General features: G+C 71.5%; 18 protein-coding genes. 9 read left to right on the forward strand and 9 right to left on the reverse strand.

Annotated features, from left to right (window positions below):
• Window positions 1-1,089 (reverse strand): DUF3344 domain-containing protein, encoded by a 1,089-nt coding sequence (locus tag ACIPYQ_RS15820; RefSeq protein WP_401251081.1) that lies wholly within the window; start codon window positions 1,087-1,089, stop codon window positions 1-3.
• A gap of 174 nt (window positions 1,090-1,263) precedes the next feature.
• Between ACIPYQ_RS15820 and ACIPYQ_RS15825 the strand changes: the two genes are divergently transcribed.
• From ACIPYQ_RS15825 to ACIPYQ_RS15845, 5 genes are all read left to right on the forward strand, one after another.
• On the forward strand, window positions 1,264-1,518 hold the full coding sequence (locus tag ACIPYQ_RS15825) for a chaplin (protein WP_401251084.1): 255 nt from the start codon (window positions 1,264-1,266) through the stop codon (window positions 1,516-1,518).
• Between the two features lie 118 nt (window positions 1,519-1,636).
• Entirely contained in the window at window positions 1,637-2,047 is a 411-nt protein-coding gene (locus ACIPYQ_RS15830) for a rodlin (RefSeq protein ID WP_401251087.1), read from the forward strand.
• A gap of 235 nt (window positions 2,048-2,282) precedes the next feature.
• On the forward strand, window positions 2,283-2,516 hold the full coding sequence (locus tag ACIPYQ_RS15835; RefSeq protein WP_401251090.1) for a chaplin: 234 nt from the start codon (window positions 2,283-2,285) through the stop codon (window positions 2,514-2,516).
• A 131-nt stretch (window positions 2,517-2,647) separates the two neighbouring features.
• Entirely contained in the window at window positions 2,648-3,808 is a 1,161-nt protein-coding gene (locus tag ACIPYQ_RS15840; RefSeq protein ID WP_401251093.1) for a chaplin, read from the forward strand.
• A 195-nt stretch (window positions 3,809-4,003) separates the two neighbouring features.
• Window positions 4,004-4,351, forward strand: a complete 348-nt coding sequence (locus ACIPYQ_RS15845) for a hypothetical protein (protein WP_401251095.1) — start codon at window positions 4,004-4,006, stop codon at window positions 4,349-4,351.
• Window positions 4,352-4,436: 85 nt separating this feature from the next.
• On the opposite strand, the gene ACIPYQ_RS15850 is transcribed toward ACIPYQ_RS15845, so the two are convergent.
• Together ACIPYQ_RS15850 and ACIPYQ_RS15855 are read right to left on the reverse strand one after the other, a co-directional pair.
• Window positions 4,437-4,676: a chaplin gene (locus ACIPYQ_RS15850; RefSeq protein ID WP_401251098.1), complete on the reverse strand. Its 240-nt coding sequence runs from the start codon at window positions 4,674-4,676 to the stop codon at window positions 4,437-4,439.
• Between the two features lie 155 nt (window positions 4,677-4,831).
• Window positions 4,832-5,380 (reverse strand): hypothetical protein, encoded by a 549-nt coding sequence (locus ACIPYQ_RS15855; RefSeq protein WP_401251100.1) that lies wholly within the window; start codon window positions 5,378-5,380, stop codon window positions 4,832-4,834.
• 271 nt (window positions 5,381-5,651) lie between these two features.
• Here ACIPYQ_RS15855 and ACIPYQ_RS15860 point away from each other — a divergent pair, with 271 nt between their 5' ends.
• A complete protein-coding gene (locus ACIPYQ_RS15860; protein ID WP_401251102.1) occupies window positions 5,652-6,062 on the forward strand; it encodes a rodlin in 411 nt (136 codons plus the stop codon).
• 116 nt (window positions 6,063-6,178) lie between these two features.
• Here ACIPYQ_RS15860 and ACIPYQ_RS15865 read toward each other — a convergent pair whose 3' ends face one another.
• Window positions 6,179-6,820: a vitamin K epoxide reductase family protein gene (locus ACIPYQ_RS15865; RefSeq protein WP_401251105.1), complete on the reverse strand. Its 642-nt coding sequence runs from the start codon at window positions 6,818-6,820 to the stop codon at window positions 6,179-6,181.
• A gap of 192 nt (window positions 6,821-7,012) precedes the next feature.
• Between ACIPYQ_RS15865 and ACIPYQ_RS15870 the strand changes: the two genes are divergently transcribed.
• The gene (locus tag ACIPYQ_RS15870) at window positions 7,013-7,783 is read left to right on the forward strand and encodes a DUF6227 family protein (protein WP_401251108.1); all 771 of its coding nucleotides are present in this window, start codon (window positions 7,013-7,015) and stop codon (window positions 7,781-7,783) included.
• A 110-nt stretch (window positions 7,784-7,893) separates the two neighbouring features.
• Here the strand turns inward: ACIPYQ_RS15870 and pfkB are convergent, their stop codons facing one another.
• From pfkB to ACIPYQ_RS15885, 3 genes are all read right to left on the reverse strand, one after another.
• Complete coding sequence (gene pfkB, locus ACIPYQ_RS15875) at window positions 7,894-8,844, reverse strand: 1-phosphofructokinase (protein WP_401251111.1); 951 nt, start codon at window positions 8,842-8,844, stop codon at window positions 7,894-7,896.
• A complete protein-coding gene (locus ACIPYQ_RS15880) occupies window positions 8,841-9,602 on the reverse strand; it encodes a DeoR/GlpR family DNA-binding transcription regulator (protein WP_401251113.1) in 762 nt (253 codons plus the stop codon). The genes pfkB and ACIPYQ_RS15880 overlap by 4 nt, the downstream gene beginning before the upstream one ends.
• A gap of 138 nt (window positions 9,603-9,740) precedes the next feature.
• On the reverse strand, window positions 9,741-11,303 hold the full coding sequence (locus ACIPYQ_RS15885; protein WP_401251115.1) for an MFS transporter: 1,563 nt from the start codon (window positions 11,301-11,303) through the stop codon (window positions 9,741-9,743).
• Between the two features lie 62 nt (window positions 11,304-11,365).
• On the opposite strand from ACIPYQ_RS15885, the gene ACIPYQ_RS15890 reads away from it, so the two are divergent.
• Entirely contained in the window at window positions 11,366-12,325 is a 960-nt protein-coding gene (locus tag ACIPYQ_RS15890) for a helix-turn-helix transcriptional regulator (protein ID WP_401251118.1), read from the forward strand.
• A gap of 225 nt (window positions 12,326-12,550) precedes the next feature.
• Here the strand turns inward: ACIPYQ_RS15890 and ACIPYQ_RS15895 are convergent, their stop codons facing one another.
• Entirely contained in the window at window positions 12,551-13,528 is a 978-nt protein-coding gene (locus tag ACIPYQ_RS15895) for a sigma-70 family RNA polymerase sigma factor (protein WP_361762358.1), read from the reverse strand.
• A gap of 196 nt (window positions 13,529-13,724) precedes the next feature.
• On the opposite strand from ACIPYQ_RS15895, the gene ACIPYQ_RS15900 reads away from it, so the two are divergent.
• Window positions 13,725-13,994, forward strand: a complete 270-nt coding sequence (locus tag ACIPYQ_RS15900) for a GNAT family N-acetyltransferase (protein WP_401251120.1) — start codon at window positions 13,725-13,727, stop codon at window positions 13,992-13,994.
• 71 nt (window positions 13,995-14,065) lie between these two features.
• Here the strand turns inward: ACIPYQ_RS15900 and ACIPYQ_RS15905 are convergent, their stop codons facing one another.
• Window positions 14,066-14,890, reverse strand: coding sequence for a dioxygenase (locus ACIPYQ_RS15905; protein ID WP_401251123.1), 825 nt, complete (start codon window positions 14,888-14,890; stop codon window positions 14,066-14,068).
• Window positions 14,891-14,903: the final 13 nt, after the last annotated feature.

Raw genomic sequence — 14,903 nt, forward strand, 5'->3', positions numbered from 1 at the left:
TCAGCGGCGCGCGTCTGTCTGAACGAAGAGCACACCGAGGAAATGACCCTGACTTTCACCCGTGAACCTGAAGTTCAGACTGCGGGCGCCACCGGACAGTGCGGGACTCAGGTCGAACACGTCCGCGTCATAGCCGAGATTATTCATATGTTCGGGCTGTCGCACGAACGGTCGGTCTCCGAATTCCGAGATCGTGGAATTCATAACATCATTAAAAGGATTTTCTCCGTCACTGAGGCTCACCCGGCGCCCGCTGTCGGCCGTCACGGTGAGTGAATCCCCGAGGGTGCCCCGGTCTCCGTCGTACGCGACCACCCCGACCCGGCCCGAGGACCCGGCCGGCGCGTCCAGGCCCTCGATCTCGACCGTTCCGTCGCCCGCTCGGGCGGCGATCCCCTCGAAGCCGTCCCACAGCGAGATCCGGCGGACCGGCTCCTGCGGGTGCTCGTAGGCGACGACCAGCGTCCAGCCGCCCCAGGCCCCCACCTCGGAGTGGCCCATGGCGATGTTGAGCTGGGCCACCGTCCACATGCCGGCGCCGCCCTTGCGGACCAGCGGGGTCACGTCGGCGGAGGCCTGGTAGGCATCGCTGCCCGCGTCCGTGCGGTGGCCCATCACCGTGTCGGCGAGGACCTCCTTGTACTCGCCGCTGGGCTCGGCGACCAGCACCCGGCCGTTGTCCTCCGGCGGTTTCTGCTCGCCCACCCGCAGGTTCCCGCCCCAGTAGAGACGGGCGTACGAGACCTTCGCGCCCTCGGGGACCTTGAGCTCGGCGCGGGTGGAGTTGTAGGTGTCCGGATCCTTGTCGACCTCGCTGTAGAACATCTCGAAGTCGCTGTTGACGCCGGCCGCACCGCGCTTGACTTCGGCGCACGGCTCGGCCTGCGGGGACTCCTCCTTGCGGCAGCTGATGCCGGAGTTGGAGGCCCGTACCAGCCCGCCGTGCTGCACGGCCTGGTAACGCTGGGTGAACGGTACCCGCGGCAGCTCCTTGGGAGCGGGCGCCGCCCACGCCGCCGGGGCGTTCACGGAAAGGGTCAGGCAGGACAGCAGACCGAACGTGCCGAGGATTCTGCGGGAGGAACCCATGACCCTGTCTCCATTTTCGATCAAGGGGACAAAACAGGAGTGAACTTTGGCAGAAATCGGGCGGGAAATCACGCCGGACTCGCTCGTACGGCCTTTTGGGCGATGGCACGCACCCTGGGAACGGGCGAGTCGTTATGCGGTGCACCATCGTTCGAACCGAAAGGAAATACGGAGATGAAGAAGAGGCTGGTGCGCGGCACCACCATCGCCGTCGCGGGCGCCGCCGTGCTGATGGGCGGCGCGGGCCTCGCCTCCGCCCACGGTGGGGACGGAGCCACCGCCAAGGGCTTCACCGGCGGGTCCCCCGGCGTCCTGAGCGGCAACCTCCTCCAGGTCCCCCTCGACGTCCCGGTGAACGTCTGCGGCAACACCGTGAACGTGATCGCCCTGCTGAACCCCTCGTTCGGCAACACCTGCGTGAACGCCTGACCGTCAACCCCTTCGGCCGAAACGGCTGCATCCGGGTGAATACACGCAACCCGAGCGGGGGCCGGGCCGTTGATCCGGATGCTCCACTACCGGGCAATCCTGCAAAAAAGGGACGACAATGATCAAGAAGATGATGGCCTCGGCCGCGGTTGCCGCCTCGGTCGTGGGCATGGGTGCCGCCATGGCGCCCCAGGCGATGGCCATCGGCAACGACGGCGGCGTCACCACCGTCCAGGGGAACGGCGCCGCGCAGATCTACGGCAACCAGGCCACCTACGGCAACATGAGCCCGCAGATGGCGCTGATCCAGGGCTCCTTCAACAAGCCCTGCATCGCCCTCCCCGCGAAGGCCAACGTGCAGTCCCTCCTGGGCGCGGCCAACATCGGCCTCCAGGACCTCAACGTCCTGTCCAGCCCGCAGAACCAGCAGTGCACCGAGAACTCCACCCAGGCCAAGGGCGACGAGGCCCTCTCGCACATCCTGGACAACATCCCGATCCTGTCCGGCAACGTGTCCCAGGGCAGCTGACCCGACCCCGCCGGCGAGGCCGTCGCACCTTCGGGTCGCGGCGGCCTCGCCGCGTGTGGAGCCGGGCCGCTCCGCCCGGGAAATCCACGCAAAAATCCGCCGGCCGCCCCGAATTCAAGCCGGGCATCGGAGTGAATTGCCGGCCACCCGCCGAAAATGTGCGGTTTCTTTTTCCCGGGCCGCTCGTTGTTAATTCTGCAGTGGATACGCCTCTGCGGGAAGGATCGAAATCAAAATGACGTACAAGAAGGCAGTGGTGCTGGCCGCCGGCGCCCTGATGGCAGTCGGTGCAGCCTCCCCCGCCATGGCCGACGCGGACGCCGCGGGCAAGGCCGTGGGCTCCCCCGGCGTTCTGTCCGGCAACCTGCTCCAGGTTCCGGTGCACGTCCCGGTCAACGTCTGCGGCAACACCGTGAACATCATCGCGCTGCTGAACCCCACGTTCGGCAACGTCTGCGTCAACGCCTGACGAAGCGCCTGACGAAGCGCCTGCCCGCAAGGGCAAACCTCCTCGGGGTGGCCTCGGAGTGCACGGCGGTGCACTCCGAGGCCACCTTCGATTCAGCACCGGCCGCAGCGCCGGTAGACAGGGAAGGACCCATGCGACAGGTACTGAGCCGACAGGTACTGGGCAAGGGGATGCTCACGGCGGCGGCCGCGTCGAGCCTGCTGTCGATCGCGACCGGCGCGGCGTACGCGCACCCCGGGGCGACGGCCGAGGTCTCGCATTCGCCGGGTGTGCTGGCCGGCAACAGCGTCTCGGTACCGATCACCTTCGCGCCGAACGTGTGCGGCAACAGCGTGGACGGCGGTGCGGCGCTCAACCCTGCGATGGGGAACACCTGCGCCACCTCCACCGGCTCGCACACCGACGACGGCTACGACTACGGGCGCTACCTCAGCCCCGAGAACGCCGAGGCCTTCGAGCGCTACCTCGAAGAGCGCCCGGGCCGGCACGCGGTACCGGAACAGCGCCAGGAGTCGCGGCCCCACGAGGCACCGCGGCACGAGGCGACCCGGAACGACGGGCCCCGCCCCGGGGGACCCCGGCACGCGAAGCCGCGCCACGAGGAGCCGCGCCACGAGGGCGGCTACGGCGAGGAGCGGGGCGGGGAGGAGGGCAAGGACGAGGAGTGCGACGACCACCCCGGGTCCGCGCCGCCGCCGCCCGAGCACCACGCGCCCGCACCCGCGCCCGACGAGCCGCACCCGATGCCGCAGCCCGTGGAGGAGCAGCCCGCCCCGCTGCCCACCCCGGAGCCGGTCCAGGAGCCGGTCCAGGAGGTGCCCGCGCCGCCCGCCGAGGAGGCTCCGGCCCCGCTCCCTGCACCGGAGCCCGTCCCGGCGCCGGCCGAGGAGCCGCCGCACACGCTTCCGGCTCCGGCGCCCGGCCCGGTACCGCAGGCCCCGGCCCCGGTCGTGGACGAGGGTCCCGCGCCCCGGCCGCCGCACGGGAGCCAGCCCGTGGAGCACCCGGCGCCCGTCCCCGCGCCGGCGCCCGAGGTCGTACCGCCCGCGGACCAGCCCCCGGCCGCTCCCGGCGGTGACACCCCCGTCCACCTGTCCCCGGCACCGGTCCCGGCCGTCCCTGCTCCGGCTCCCGCCCCGGTCCCGGCGCAGGCTCCGGTCCCCGCTCCGGCGCAGGTGACCGCGCCCGTGCTGGCGGAGACCGGCGCGGGTCAGCCCGCGGCCGCGGCGGCCCTCGCCACGGCTCTCATCCTGGGCGGCGCCATTCTGTACCGGCGGTCCCGTATCTCCTGACGGGCAATAACGGTAATCAGAAGAAATATCGGCCGGAGAATCCTCGTCGGATTCTCCGGCCGCTGTCATGACCGCGTTCTTCACCGCGCACTCGTTCGCGTTTCCGCAGCGGCGGGGAATCGTTACCCAGGGTGAAAGCGGCGCAACGGTCGCCGCCGACGCCTCTGCCCACGAAAAAAGAAGAGGATTTCGATAATGAAGCTCACGAAGGTCGCCGCTGTCGTCGCCGGCTCTGTCGCCGCCCTCGGCGCCTCCGGCACCGCGTTCGCCGCCGAGCCCCCGGCCTCGATGCCCCCCATGAGCCTGACCAGCGGGGCGACGGAGACACTCAACGCCGTCGGGCCGTTCACCGAGTCGGCCCCGCAGACGGTGGGCAACGCGCTGGCCGAGCAGGGCCAGGGCGTCAACAAGGCCGTGGACACGGTCCAGCGGGTCAACCATGTCCGCAACGAACTGCCCGGCACCGTACTCGGCCTCGCGAACGGCGCCACCCAGGCCTCCCCGCTGCTCGGCGGAGTGAAGCTCAACGGCGGCCAGGGCTGAACCGCCCCGCCTGAAACGCGTAGCGACACGACTGTGGGCGCCACCGGCGAGGCCGGGGCGCCCACAGTGGGTCGCGCGGTGAACGTCAGTCGTTGAAGCAGTGGTTGCCGAACGCGGGGTTCAGCGCACCGGCGAGGTTCACGGTGTTGCCGCAGAGGTTGATCGGGATGTGCACCGGCACCTGCAGCAGGTTGCCGGACAGGACGCCGGGGGAACCCACGGCTGCGCCCTCGGCCTGCGAGTCGGCGACGGCGGAGCCGGCGGCACCGGCCGCGGCGAGACCAGCGGTGGCCAGGACCAGGGCGGCCTTCTTGGCAGAGTTCATGGGAAGTGCACCTTCTGTTCGATGTTCTGCCCCGATCCGGGGCTCACACCGAGCGAAACGGTCCAGCCTCCCATGACGACACGGCCACGCGCACGATCAGACCTGTTCGGCTCAATTGTCGTAACCATGCGGCGGGTTCCCGGTCGTCCCGCGCCCTACGGCAGGGCGGGAAGGTCGGGGATATCCGGAATCTCCGGAATCGCGGGGACCACAGGGACCACGGGGACCGCGGGAAGCTCCGGGACCGCGGGCGCCGCGGGCACGGCAGGAACCGCAGGCACCGCGGGAACCGCAGGCACCGCGGGCACGGCAGGAACCGCGGGCACCGCCGGGATCAGATCGGAGAGGTCGGGGAGGCCGGGGAGGTCGGGGAGGTCGGGGAGGTCGGGGAGCTGCAGGTCCGGGAGCTTCGGCAGCTCGATCGGCGGCAGTGTCACCCCGTCCGGCAGCAGGCCCCCGACGGACGCGAGCAGGTCCTGGAGGGTTTTGGTGAGGCCCGCGAGCAGGTCGTCGATCGGACCGGCCGCCGCCGCGCGCCGCTCGATCTTGTCGACCTGCTGCTGGACGGAGGCCACTCGGCCGTTGAGCGCGGCGGAGCCGTCACCGTCCGCGGCGCCCGCGGGAGCGGCCGCGCCGGACAGTATGACGACGGCGAGGGCCGACGGGACGAGGAGGCGGGCGCGGGACGGCTTCGTGCGACGCATGAGCGTTCCTTCTGGGTGGTGGCACACAAACGGACCTGAGTGATCCGCTTCCTCACCCACCGTGCGAACACCTCGCACGGAGCGCAACCGGAACCTGGGCGCCTGTGGGCTGCGTACGGGCTTCTCGCATGCGTCCGCAGGCCACTCACCCGGGCCGGGGAAAAACTCGGCGCGCGCACGCCGTTTGAGTGAAGGACCGGAACCAACCCCCTGACAGGGCAGTTGACCAGGGCGCTCCATCAGCGGGCACTCGTGCGACAGAAGGATCAAGATGTTCAAGAAGTTCATGACCGCCGCCGCGGTATCCGCCGTTGCCCTCGGCGCGGGCGCTGCTGCTGCGGCCCCGGCCATGGCGATCGGCAACGACGGCGGGGTCACCACCGTCAACGGCAACGGTTCCCAGCAGATCTACGGCAACCAGAAGACCCACGGCGACCTGAGCCCGCAGCTCGGCCTGGTCCAGGGCACCCTGAACAAGCCCTGCATCGGCCTGCCGGCGAAGCTGAACCTCCAGGGGCTCCTTGCCGCCGCCCAAGTCAACGTCCAGGACGTCAACGTCCTGTCGAACCCGCAGAACCAGCAGTGCACCGAGAACTCCACCCAGGCCAAGGGCGACGAGCCGCTCTCCCACATCCTGGACAACATCCCGATCCTCTCGGGCAACGCCTCCGTCGGCAGCTGATTTCCGCTCCCCGCGCCCTTCGGGGCGAAGTGCCGAGGTGACGAAGTGACGAGGGCCCCGGCGGCGTCCAGCCGCCGGGGCCCTCGCACGTGCCGTGCCGTGGCTCGCGCCCGCGGTCAGCCGGTCCAGAAGTCCCACCACCGGGTGAGGACCAGCATGCCGATCACTCCGATGTGCAGGGCGGGCGGGGCCCAGCCGAACTCGGTGAAGAAGCCCCGCACCGGGCCGGGGGCGGGGAGGGCCCGCGTACGGACGTTGTGCGCGGTGACCGCCCAGAACATCAGCAGGGTCGCCACCCAGGCCAGGCAGCACCACAGGCAGAGCGCGTTGATCTCGTAGAGCGACTGGACCATCAGCCAGGTGCAGAAGCCGACGCCGAAGAACGTCCCGACGTTCAGTCCCAGCCAGAACCAGCCGCGGTAGCGGGCGCCGGCCAGCAGGCCCGCGCCGACGCAGACCACGACGGCGTAGCCGACGAGACCCAGCATCGGGTTGGGGAAGCCGAAGGCCGCCGCCTGCTCGCTCTGCATCACGCTGCCGCACGAGACGACCGGGTTCAGACTGCAGGCGGGCTTGAAGTCCGGGTCCTCCAGCAGGAGGAACTTGTCGAGGGTGATCACCCAGGAGGCCAGCAGCCCGGCCGCCCCGGTGAGGGCCAGCAGCCAGGCCAACCCCTTGGGCGGGGTGCCGAGTTCGCCCTCGTGTCCACTGCGGGGCCGTTCCTGCTGGCGCGGGACGCCCACTGTATTCGTTGCCATGTGGCCCATATTCCCGCGCTCCCGCACAGAGCGGGCCTAACCGTGCCCATCCGTACGGAAGTTGACCTGAAGGGGTGGCGGGAACCCCCGATGCTTCCCGGACGTTTTACCGAACCCCGGACGTGATGTCAGAGCCAGGGGTTACGTTGAGCTTCCGCGAAGTGACAAGCTGCGACGGCCTGGAGACCCACCTTGAGCGATCCGTACGAGACAACCGAGGCGCACCTCGAACGACTCCTCGGCCGCGCCCTCAACTCCTTCGACCTGCCGGACAGGTTGGTCGAGCGCCTCGGCACGGCGCTCGCCCACAGCTCTTCGCTGTACACCACCCACCACAGCCCGGCGACGGGGGTCTGGCGGGAGACCCACCGGCACACCTATCTGCTGGCCGACGGCGGTTCGGTCTCCCTGTGGGAGCTGGCGTACCTGCCGGAGGGCGACCGCCGGGTCCGCCACGAGGTCTTCGCGAGCAAGGCGGAGACCTGCCTGGCGGTGTCCCGGCTGTTCGGAGAGGCCTCGGCCGGGGCGGCCCCCGATCCGGTGCTGCTGCCGGGAGACGAGGAGCCGGAGAACGACATGGCGGTGCTGAGCGAGCTGTTCGCGGACCCGGCGCCGGCCCGGCGGCACCGCGAGTACGCGGTGGAGCAGTCCGCCGACCACGCCCGGCGGGTGCTGCGCCGCGCGGAGAACGGGGACCGGCCCGGCGAGCCGGTGGCGGCGCTGCTGCGGTCGGCGTACGCGCACCAGATCACTCAGGCGTTCGGCGGCCGGCAGTCCCTCTCGGACGGCCGGGACGCCGGCTTCAGCCTGTACGAGCACGCCTTCGTGCTGGTGGACGGGACCGAGGTCAGCCTCTGGGAGGTCGAGCACACGGCGACGCCCGACGGACGGCACATGTGCGAGGTGTACGAGAGCGAGGCGGCCGCGCGCGAAGCCATGGAACTCCGCGCCCGCGTGCGCTGACGCTCCCGCGGGGGTCGGCGGAGGATCAAGGAGATGCCGGCCACGGGCGGCTGACGGCCACACAGGTCACGGGGTCCGGTCCGGGCCCCCTGCCCCCCTGCCCGGTGCTCTCAGGGTGTCGCGGGGTCGGTGAGGGGGAGGTCCAGGGGCAGGTTCCGGGTGATGCGGACCTGGTCGGGACGCAGGTCCGCCGGAGTCGGCATGGCGCTGCCGGGCAGCTGGACGGCGGCCGCGCCGTGCGCCAGGGCCGAGGCGAGGGCGTCGGGCCCGGCGCCTCCCGCGAGCAGGAAGCCGGCCAGGGCGGCGTCGCCCGCGCCGACCGTGCTGCGGACCGCGGCGGCGGGGGCGGTGCCGTAGTAGGTGCCCTCCGCGGAGACCAGGAGCTGGCCGTCCCCGCCCAGGGAGGCCAGTACGGCCCCGGCGCCCAGGGCCCGGAGCTCCTCGGCGGCCTTGACCACGTCGGCCAGGGAGGACAGCGGGCGCCCCACCGCCGTGGCCAGCTCGGACGTGTTCGGCTTGATCACCTCCGGGCGGGCGGTCAGCGCGGCGGCCAGCGCCGGGCCCGAGGTGTCGAGGGCGGTACGGGCGCCGGCCGCGCGGGCCCGGGCGACCAGGTCGGCGTACCAGTCGGGCTCCAGGCCGGGCGGGAGGCTGCCGCAGCAGGCGATCCAGGTGGCGTCGGCGGCTCCGGCTGCGACGGTCTCCAGGAGGAGGGCGGATTCCTCCGGGGAGAGCTCCGGTCCGGGCGCGTTGATCTTGGTGAGGGTGCCGTCCGGTTCGGCGACGGCGATGTTCGAGCGGGTCTGGCCGGCGATCGAGACGGCCGTGACGTCCACGCCGTGCGCGCCCAGGAGTTCGGCGAGCAGGATGCCGGCGGCGCCCCCGATCGGGAGGACGGCCGTCGTACGGGCGCCCGCGGCGGCCACCGCGCGGGAGACGTTGACGCCCTTGCCGCCGGGGTCGACCCGGTCGCCGGTGGCGCGCAGCACCCGGCCCCGGTCCAGCGAGGGGACCTCGTAGGTCCGGTCGAGGGAGGGGTTGGGCGTGACGGTGAGGATCATACGAGCTCGACTTCCGTACCGGCGGCCTCGATCGCCGCCTTGTCAGCGGGGGCGAGCCCCGTATCGGTGATCAGGAGGTGGACGTCCGCGAAGGAGCCGAAGCGCGCGAAGTGCTCCTGGCCGGCCTTCGCGGAGTCGGCCAGCAGGACGACGCGCCGGGCGGCGCCCATCGCGGCGCGTTTGACGGCGGCCTCGGCGAGGTCGGGGGTGGTCAGGCCGCCCTCGGCGGTGAAGCCGTCCGCCGCGAGGAAGAGGACGTCGGCGCGGATCTCGACGTACGCGCGCAGCGCCCAGGCGTCGACGGCGGCGCGGGTGCGGTGGCGGACCCGGCCGCCGACGAGGTGGAGGTCGATGCCGGTGTGGGCGGCGAGCCGGGCGGCGACGGGCAGCGCGTGGGTGACGACGGTGAGCGCGATCTCGACGGGGATCACGGCGGCGAGCCGGGCGACCGTGCTGCCGGCGTCGAGGACGACGCTGCCGCCGTCGGGGAGTTCGGCGAGCGCGGCGAGCGCGATGCGGTCCTTCTCGTCCGCGGCGGCGGCCTCCCGCTCGCCGAGGTCCGGTTCGAAGTCGAGGCGGCCGGCCGGGATGGCTCCGCCGTGCACCCGGCGGAGCAGGCCGGACCGGTCGAGGGCCTTGAGGTCGCGGCGTACGGTCTCGGAGGTGACCTGGAAGCGGTCGGCGAGGGCGACCACGTCGACGCTGCCCGCCGCGCGGGCGAGGCGGAGGATCTCCTGGCGGCGCTCCGGTGCGTACATGTGGGTTTGCGTCCGTTCGATGCCCGTATCTGTGGCTTCCCCTCACCGTACGCCGATTCCGGGACGGAAACAGAGAAAAACGGACATGCCCACCCCTGAGGGGCGGGCATGTCCGTACGGTGGCGCCGGAGGGCCGGATCAGCCCGCCGGGACCTTCTCGGGGGTCCGGTCCGCGTGCTCGGCGGCGCCCTCGCGCTGCTCCATCGGGAGCGCCCGGCGCGGCAGGACGAACATCACCGCGAAGATCACGACGAGTACGGCCACGACCCACCACAGCGCGCCGCGGAAGGCCTCCACGTACGGCGGACCGAAGACCATGTCGTCGTCGATCAGGCCGAAGAAGACGACGGAGGTCAGGGCGAGGCCCAGGGCGTTGCCCATCTGGCCGGTGGTGTTGATCAGGCCCGAGGCGGATCCGGCGTGCTCGCGCGGCACCTCGGAGAGCACGGTGTCGTTCAGCGGGGCCACGATCAGGCCCATGCCGACGCCCATGACGACCAGCGGGGCGGCCATCTGCCAGGAGGCGATCTCCATGCCGTAGTGCTGCGACTCCCAGATGTAGAGGAGCAGACCGGCGGCCATGATCAGCGCGCCGGCCTGGAGCACCTTGCGGCCGAAGCGGGGCACGAGCTTCTCGACCGACAGGCCGGCGGCGACCGAGACGGCGATGGAGAACGGGATGCCGGTCAGACCGGCGCGCAGCACGCTCCAGCCGAGCCCCATCTGCATGTACATCGTCCAGACCAGGAAGAAGATGCCGGTGGCGATGCCGAAGGTCAGCTGGACGGCGATGCCGCCGGCGAAGCTCTTGACCTTGAAGAGGGAGAGCTCGACGAGCGGGGAGCCGTCCTTCTTGATCTTGTACTTCTCGTACGCGATGAAGGCGGCGAAGACGAACGGCGCGGCGATCATGCAGCCGAAGCCCCACAGCGGCCAGTCGTTCTCGTGGCCGTGGGTCAGCGGGAAGATCAGCAGGACCAGGGCGAGGGTGGCGAGGACGACGCCGACCAGGTCCAGGCGCAGCGCCTGCGGGGCCTTGGACTCGGCGATGAACTTGCGGCCCAGGATCACGCCCATGATGCCGACGGGCAGGTTGATCAGGAAGATCGGGCGCCAGCCGAGACCGAAGAGGTCCCACTCGATGAGCAGCGCGCCGAGGAGCGGGCCCGAGACGGCCGCGAGGCCCACGATCGCGCCGAACATGCCGAAGACCTTGCCGCGCTCCTGCGGCGGGAAGGTGACGTGGATGATCGCCAGGACCTGCGGAACCATCAGGGCGGCCATACCGCCCTGGAGGAGGCGGGCGACGACGAGCACGTCCGGGGTCGAGGCGATGCCGCAGAGCAGCGAGGCCGCGGTGAAACCGGCGATGCCGATGAGGAAGATGCGCTTGCGGCCGTAGATGTCACCGAGACGACCGCCGGTGATCAGGCCGGCGGCGAAGGCGAGCGCATAGCCGGCGGTGATCCACTGGATCGCGCTGGTGGAGGCGCCGAAGTCCTCGCGCATGGTGCGGATGGCTATGTTGACGATCGTGACGTCGACCAGGTCCATGAAGGCCGCGGTCATCACGATGGCGAGCGCCAGCCAGCGGCGGCGGTCGGCGGGCGAGCTGGGTGCGTCGTGGGCTACGTCGTTCCGCTCTTCTTGTATGGGCCCGTTCTCTCTTTCGGGCGATGTCTTGGGCGTCTCGGTGCTCATGAGGAGAAACTTAGACGGCGTCTAGGTCAGTCTGTGTCCTATTTCGCTGGCAGCCTTGATTCATGACCGACACCCCCGCACGGCTGCTGTCCCTGCTGTCCCTCCTCCAGACCCCGCGCGAATGGCCCGGCAGCGAGCTGGCGCAGCGGCTGCGGGTGAGCGCCCGCACCATCCGGCGCGACATCGAGCGGTTGCGGGATCTCGGCTACCCGGTGGAGGCCACGCTGGGCGCCGAAGGCGGATACCGGCTGGTCGCGGGCGCGGCGATGCCTCCGCTGCTGCTCGACGACGAGGAGGCCGTGGCGATCGCGGTGGGGCTGCGGGCCGGGGCCGGGCATGCGATCGAGGGGGTCGAGGAGGCCTCCGTACGGGCCCTGGCGAAGCTGGAGCAGGTCCTGCCGTCGCGGCTGCGGCACCGGGTGAGCGCGCTGCAGTCGGCCACGATCGCGCTGACCCGGGGGGACGGGGCGAGCGTGGACCCGCGGACGCTGACCGTGATGGCGTCGGCGGTGGCGGGCCGGGAGCGGTTGCGGTTCGCCTACCGGGCGGGGGACGGGGCCGAGTCGCGGCGGCTGGTGGAGCCGTACCGGCTGGTGAGCACGGGCAGCCGGTGGTACCTCGTCGCCTACGACCTGGAGCGGGAGGACTGGCGGACCTTCCGGGTGGACCGGGTGTCCGAGGCGTTCGCGACGGGGGCGCGGTTCGCGGCGCGGGCGCTGCCGATGGATGCGGAGGAGTTCGTACGGCGGGGGCTCGGGGCGCGGGGCGCGGAGACGTACGTGGTGGAGGTCGACTTCGAGGCGGGGGCGGCGGAGCTGCCGGAGTGGCTGCGGAGCGCGGCCCTCCCGGGCGGGGGCGGGGAGGGGCGGACCTCGGTGCGCTTCGAGAGTGCGGATGCTCCCGAGTGGGTGGCGGCGCGGCTGGCGCTGACGGGGCGGCCGTTCACCGTGCGGGGGCCTGCGGCGCTACGGGCTGCGGCCGGCGCCCTGGCGACCCGCCTGACCGCGGCTGCGACCCAGTAAACCGAGGCTCCGCCCCGGCCCCTGGGGCTCCGCCCCAGACCCCGCTCCTCAAACGCCGGAGGGGCTGGATTGTGCCGGCGCCACATCCAGCCTCGCCGGCGTTTGAGGCGCGGGGTTCGGGGCGGAGCCCCGGGCTTTGAGCCTCGCCGGCGGGGAAGGGGGAGCCCCGGCGCCTGGGGGGGATAGGCACCGGGGCTCGTACAGGGGGCTTGGCTGCGGGCCGCTCTAGGCCACGGCGTCGAAGCCCGTGTCGCGCGCCATCCGCTTCAGTTCCAGCAGGGCGTGCTTCTCGATCTGGCGGATCCGCTCGCGGGTCAGGCCGTGCTGCTTGCCGACCTCCGTCAGGGTCCGCTCGCGGCCGTCGTCGATTCCGTACCGCATCTTGATGATCGACGCGGTGCGCTGGTCGAGCTTGCCGAGCAGGTCCTCCAGCTCCTCGCTGCGCAGGAGGGACAGGACGGACTGCTCCGGGGAGATCGCGGAGGTGTCCTCCAGGAGGTCGCCGAACTGCGTGTCGCCGTCGTCGTCGACCGACATGTTGAGGCTGACCGGGTCGCGCGCCCAGTCCAGTACGTCGCCCACCCGCTTCTCCGTGGTGTCCAGCTCGGCGGCGATCTCGGCGTGCTCCGGGTCGCGGCCGTTCTCGCGGTTGAACTCGCGCTGGACGCGCCGGATCCGGCCGAGCTCCTCGACCAGGTGGACGGGGAGGCGGATCGTGCGGGACTGGTCCGCGATGGAGCGGGTGATGGCCTGGCGGATCCACCACGTGGCGTACGTGGAGAACTTGAAGCCCTTGGCGTAGTCGAACTTCTCGACCGCGCGGACCAGGCCGGCGTTGCCTTCCTGGATCAGGTCGAGGAGGGGGAGGCCGCTGCGCGGGTAGCGCCGGGCGACGGCCACGACGAGGCGGAGGTTGGAGCGGATGAAGACTTCCTTGGCGCGCTCGCCTTCGGCGGCGAGCGCCTCCAGCTCCTCGCGTGCCGGGGAGTCGCCCTTGCGGTCTATCTCGCCGTCGAGGATCTGCTGGGCGTAGACGCCCGCCTCGATGATCTGCGAGAGCTCCACTTCCTTGGCCGCGTCGAGCAGCGGGGTGCGCGCGATCTCGTCCAGGTACATGCCGACCAGGTCGCGGTCTGCGATCTCCCCGCCCACAGCGCGGGCGCTGCTCGTGGACTGACGACGGGCGACGGCGCGGGTTGCCATGCGTGCTCCCTTGCGATGAAGTTCGGTCGCGGTGCGGCTGCGGGATGGCCACCGTGGTGGGGTGGTACGTCCCCGGACACTCTCCCGAGTGCCCGCTTCCGAAGGAAACAACGACTGGAATCGGGACAGAATTCCCACGTCGTCCCCTCTTTTTCGAGATCTTGCAGTATCCTGCCCCGCCACGAGCGGGGACCGAATGCTGCGGGAACTCGAAGAGGTGCAGGTCAGGCACGGAACCGAGGCCGATCCGGCCGCGCTCACGGACCTCCACCACCACGACGCCCGTGAGACGGCCGTCACGCTCGGCACAGCCGCGTTCACTGCGGAACCGCGCCGCCCCTGGCTGCACTCCCACCCTGAAGACGGTCCGCACGAGCTTCTGGTTGCCTGCCCCGGCAAGGGAATCACCGGATACACCACAAGCAGACCATTCCGCCCGATACCAGCCGACCACCCGTCCGAGTGAGGCTCGGGCACATCCCTTCGGAAGGGGTTCGTGATCGATGAGTCGATCACCGGGGTGCTGCGGGACGAGGCCTAGCCGAACTGGAGGGAGCGCTTCGAGAGGCCCATCCAGAAGCCGTCCACCGGGTCGCGGCGGGTGGTGAGGTCGCCGGTGGCATCCGCCGCGCCGAGGGTGACGAAGAGCGGGGCGAAGTGTTCCGTACGGGGGTGGGCGAGGCGGCCCGACGGGGACTTGGTCTCGAAGTCGAGCAGGGAGTCCAGGTCGCCGGCGGCGAGGGCCTCGTGGCCCCAGGCGTCGAATTCGGCGGACCAGGAGGGCACGCCCGGGCCCTGGTGCCGCAGGGCGGCCAGGTTGTGGGTAAAGAAGCCGCTGCCGACGATGAGGACGCCCTCGTCGCGCAGGGGCGCCAGCTTGCGGCCGATGTCCATCAGACGGCGCGGGTCCAGCGTGGGCAGGGAGATCTGGAGCACCGGTATGTCGGCCTCCGGGAACATCTCCACGAGGGGGACGTACGCGCCGTGGTCCAGCCCGCGGTCCGGGACGTCCTGGACCGGGGCGCCCGGGCCGCGTAGCAGCGCCCGGACCGAGGCGGCGAGCGCGGGGGCACCGGGGGCGTCGTAGCGGACCCGGTAGTAGTGCTCGGGGAAGCCCCAGAAGTCGTAGACGAGCGGGGCCCGTTCGGTGGCGCCGAGGGCGAGCGGGGCCTCCTCCCAGTGGGCGGAGACCATCAGGATCGCCGTGGGCCGGGGCAGGTCCGCGGACCAGGCGGCGAGCTCGCCCGGCCAGACCGGGTCGTCGGCGAGCGGCGGCGCCCCGTGGCTGAGGTACAGCGCCGGCATGCGGGTCCCCTGCGGGGTCGCACCCGTGGGGGTCGGGGGTGCAGTGGCCGGGGTCATGGGGCGCTCCTCC

Origin of the sequence: Streptomyces sp. NPDC090045 (assembly GCF_044747975.1) — a bacterium.
In the GTDB taxonomy this organism is placed as follows: Bacteria; Actinomycetota; Actinomycetes; order Streptomycetales; family Streptomycetaceae; genus Streptomyces.

Coding starts and splice junctions, on each gene's coding strand:
- ACIPYQ_RS15905 (WP_401251123.1), bottom strand. CDS start 14,890: ATGACCCCGGCCACTGCACCCCCGACCCCCACGGGTGCGACCCCGCAG.
- ACIPYQ_RS15845 (WP_401251095.1), top strand. CDS start 4,004: ATGAAGCTCACGAAGGTCGCCGCTGTCGTCGCCGGCTCTGTCGCCGCC.
- ACIPYQ_RS15830 (WP_401251087.1), top strand. CDS start 1,637: ATGATCAAGAAGATGATGGCCTCGGCCGCGGTTGCCGCCTCGGTCGTG.
- ACIPYQ_RS15885 (WP_401251115.1), bottom strand. CDS start 11,303: ATGAGCACCGAGACGCCCAAGACATCGCCCGAAAGAGAGAACGGGCCC.
- ACIPYQ_RS15820 (WP_401251081.1), bottom strand. CDS start 1,089: ATGGGTTCCTCCCGCAGAATCCTCGGCACGTTCGGTCTGCTGTCCTGC.
- ACIPYQ_RS15840 (WP_401251093.1), top strand. CDS start 2,648: ATGCGACAGGTACTGAGCCGACAGGTACTGGGCAAGGGGATGCTCACG.
- ACIPYQ_RS15850 (WP_401251098.1), bottom strand. CDS start 4,676: ATGAACTCTGCCAAGAAGGCCGCCCTGGTCCTGGCCACCGCTGGTCTC.
- ACIPYQ_RS15825 (WP_401251084.1), top strand. CDS start 1,264: ATGAAGAAGAGGCTGGTGCGCGGCACCACCATCGCCGTCGCGGGCGCC.
- ACIPYQ_RS15860 (WP_401251102.1), top strand. CDS start 5,652: ATGTTCAAGAAGTTCATGACCGCCGCCGCGGTATCCGCCGTTGCCCTC.
- ACIPYQ_RS15855 (WP_401251100.1), bottom strand. CDS start 5,380: ATGCGTCGCACGAAGCCGTCCCGCGCCCGCCTCCTCGTCCCGTCGGCC.
- ACIPYQ_RS15890 (WP_401251118.1), top strand. CDS start 11,366: ATGACCGACACCCCCGCACGGCTGCTGTCCCTGCTGTCCCTCCTCCAG.
- ACIPYQ_RS15900 (WP_401251120.1), top strand. CDS start 13,725: ATGCTGCGGGAACTCGAAGAGGTGCAGGTCAGGCACGGAACCGAGGCC.
- ACIPYQ_RS15895 (WP_361762358.1), bottom strand. CDS start 13,528: ATGGCAACCCGCGCCGTCGCCCGTCGTCAGTCCACGAGCAGCGCCCGC.
- ACIPYQ_RS15880 (WP_401251113.1), bottom strand. CDS start 9,602: ATGTACGCACCGGAGCGCCGCCAGGAGATCCTCCGCCTCGCCCGCGCG.
- pfkB (WP_401251111.1), bottom strand. CDS start 8,844: ATGATCCTCACCGTCACGCCCAACCCCTCCCTCGACCGGACCTACGAG.
- ACIPYQ_RS15865 (WP_401251105.1), bottom strand. CDS start 6,820: ATGGCAACGAATACAGTGGGCGTCCCGCGCCAGCAGGAACGGCCCCGC.
- ACIPYQ_RS15835 (WP_401251090.1), top strand. CDS start 2,283: ATGACGTACAAGAAGGCAGTGGTGCTGGCCGCCGGCGCCCTGATGGCA.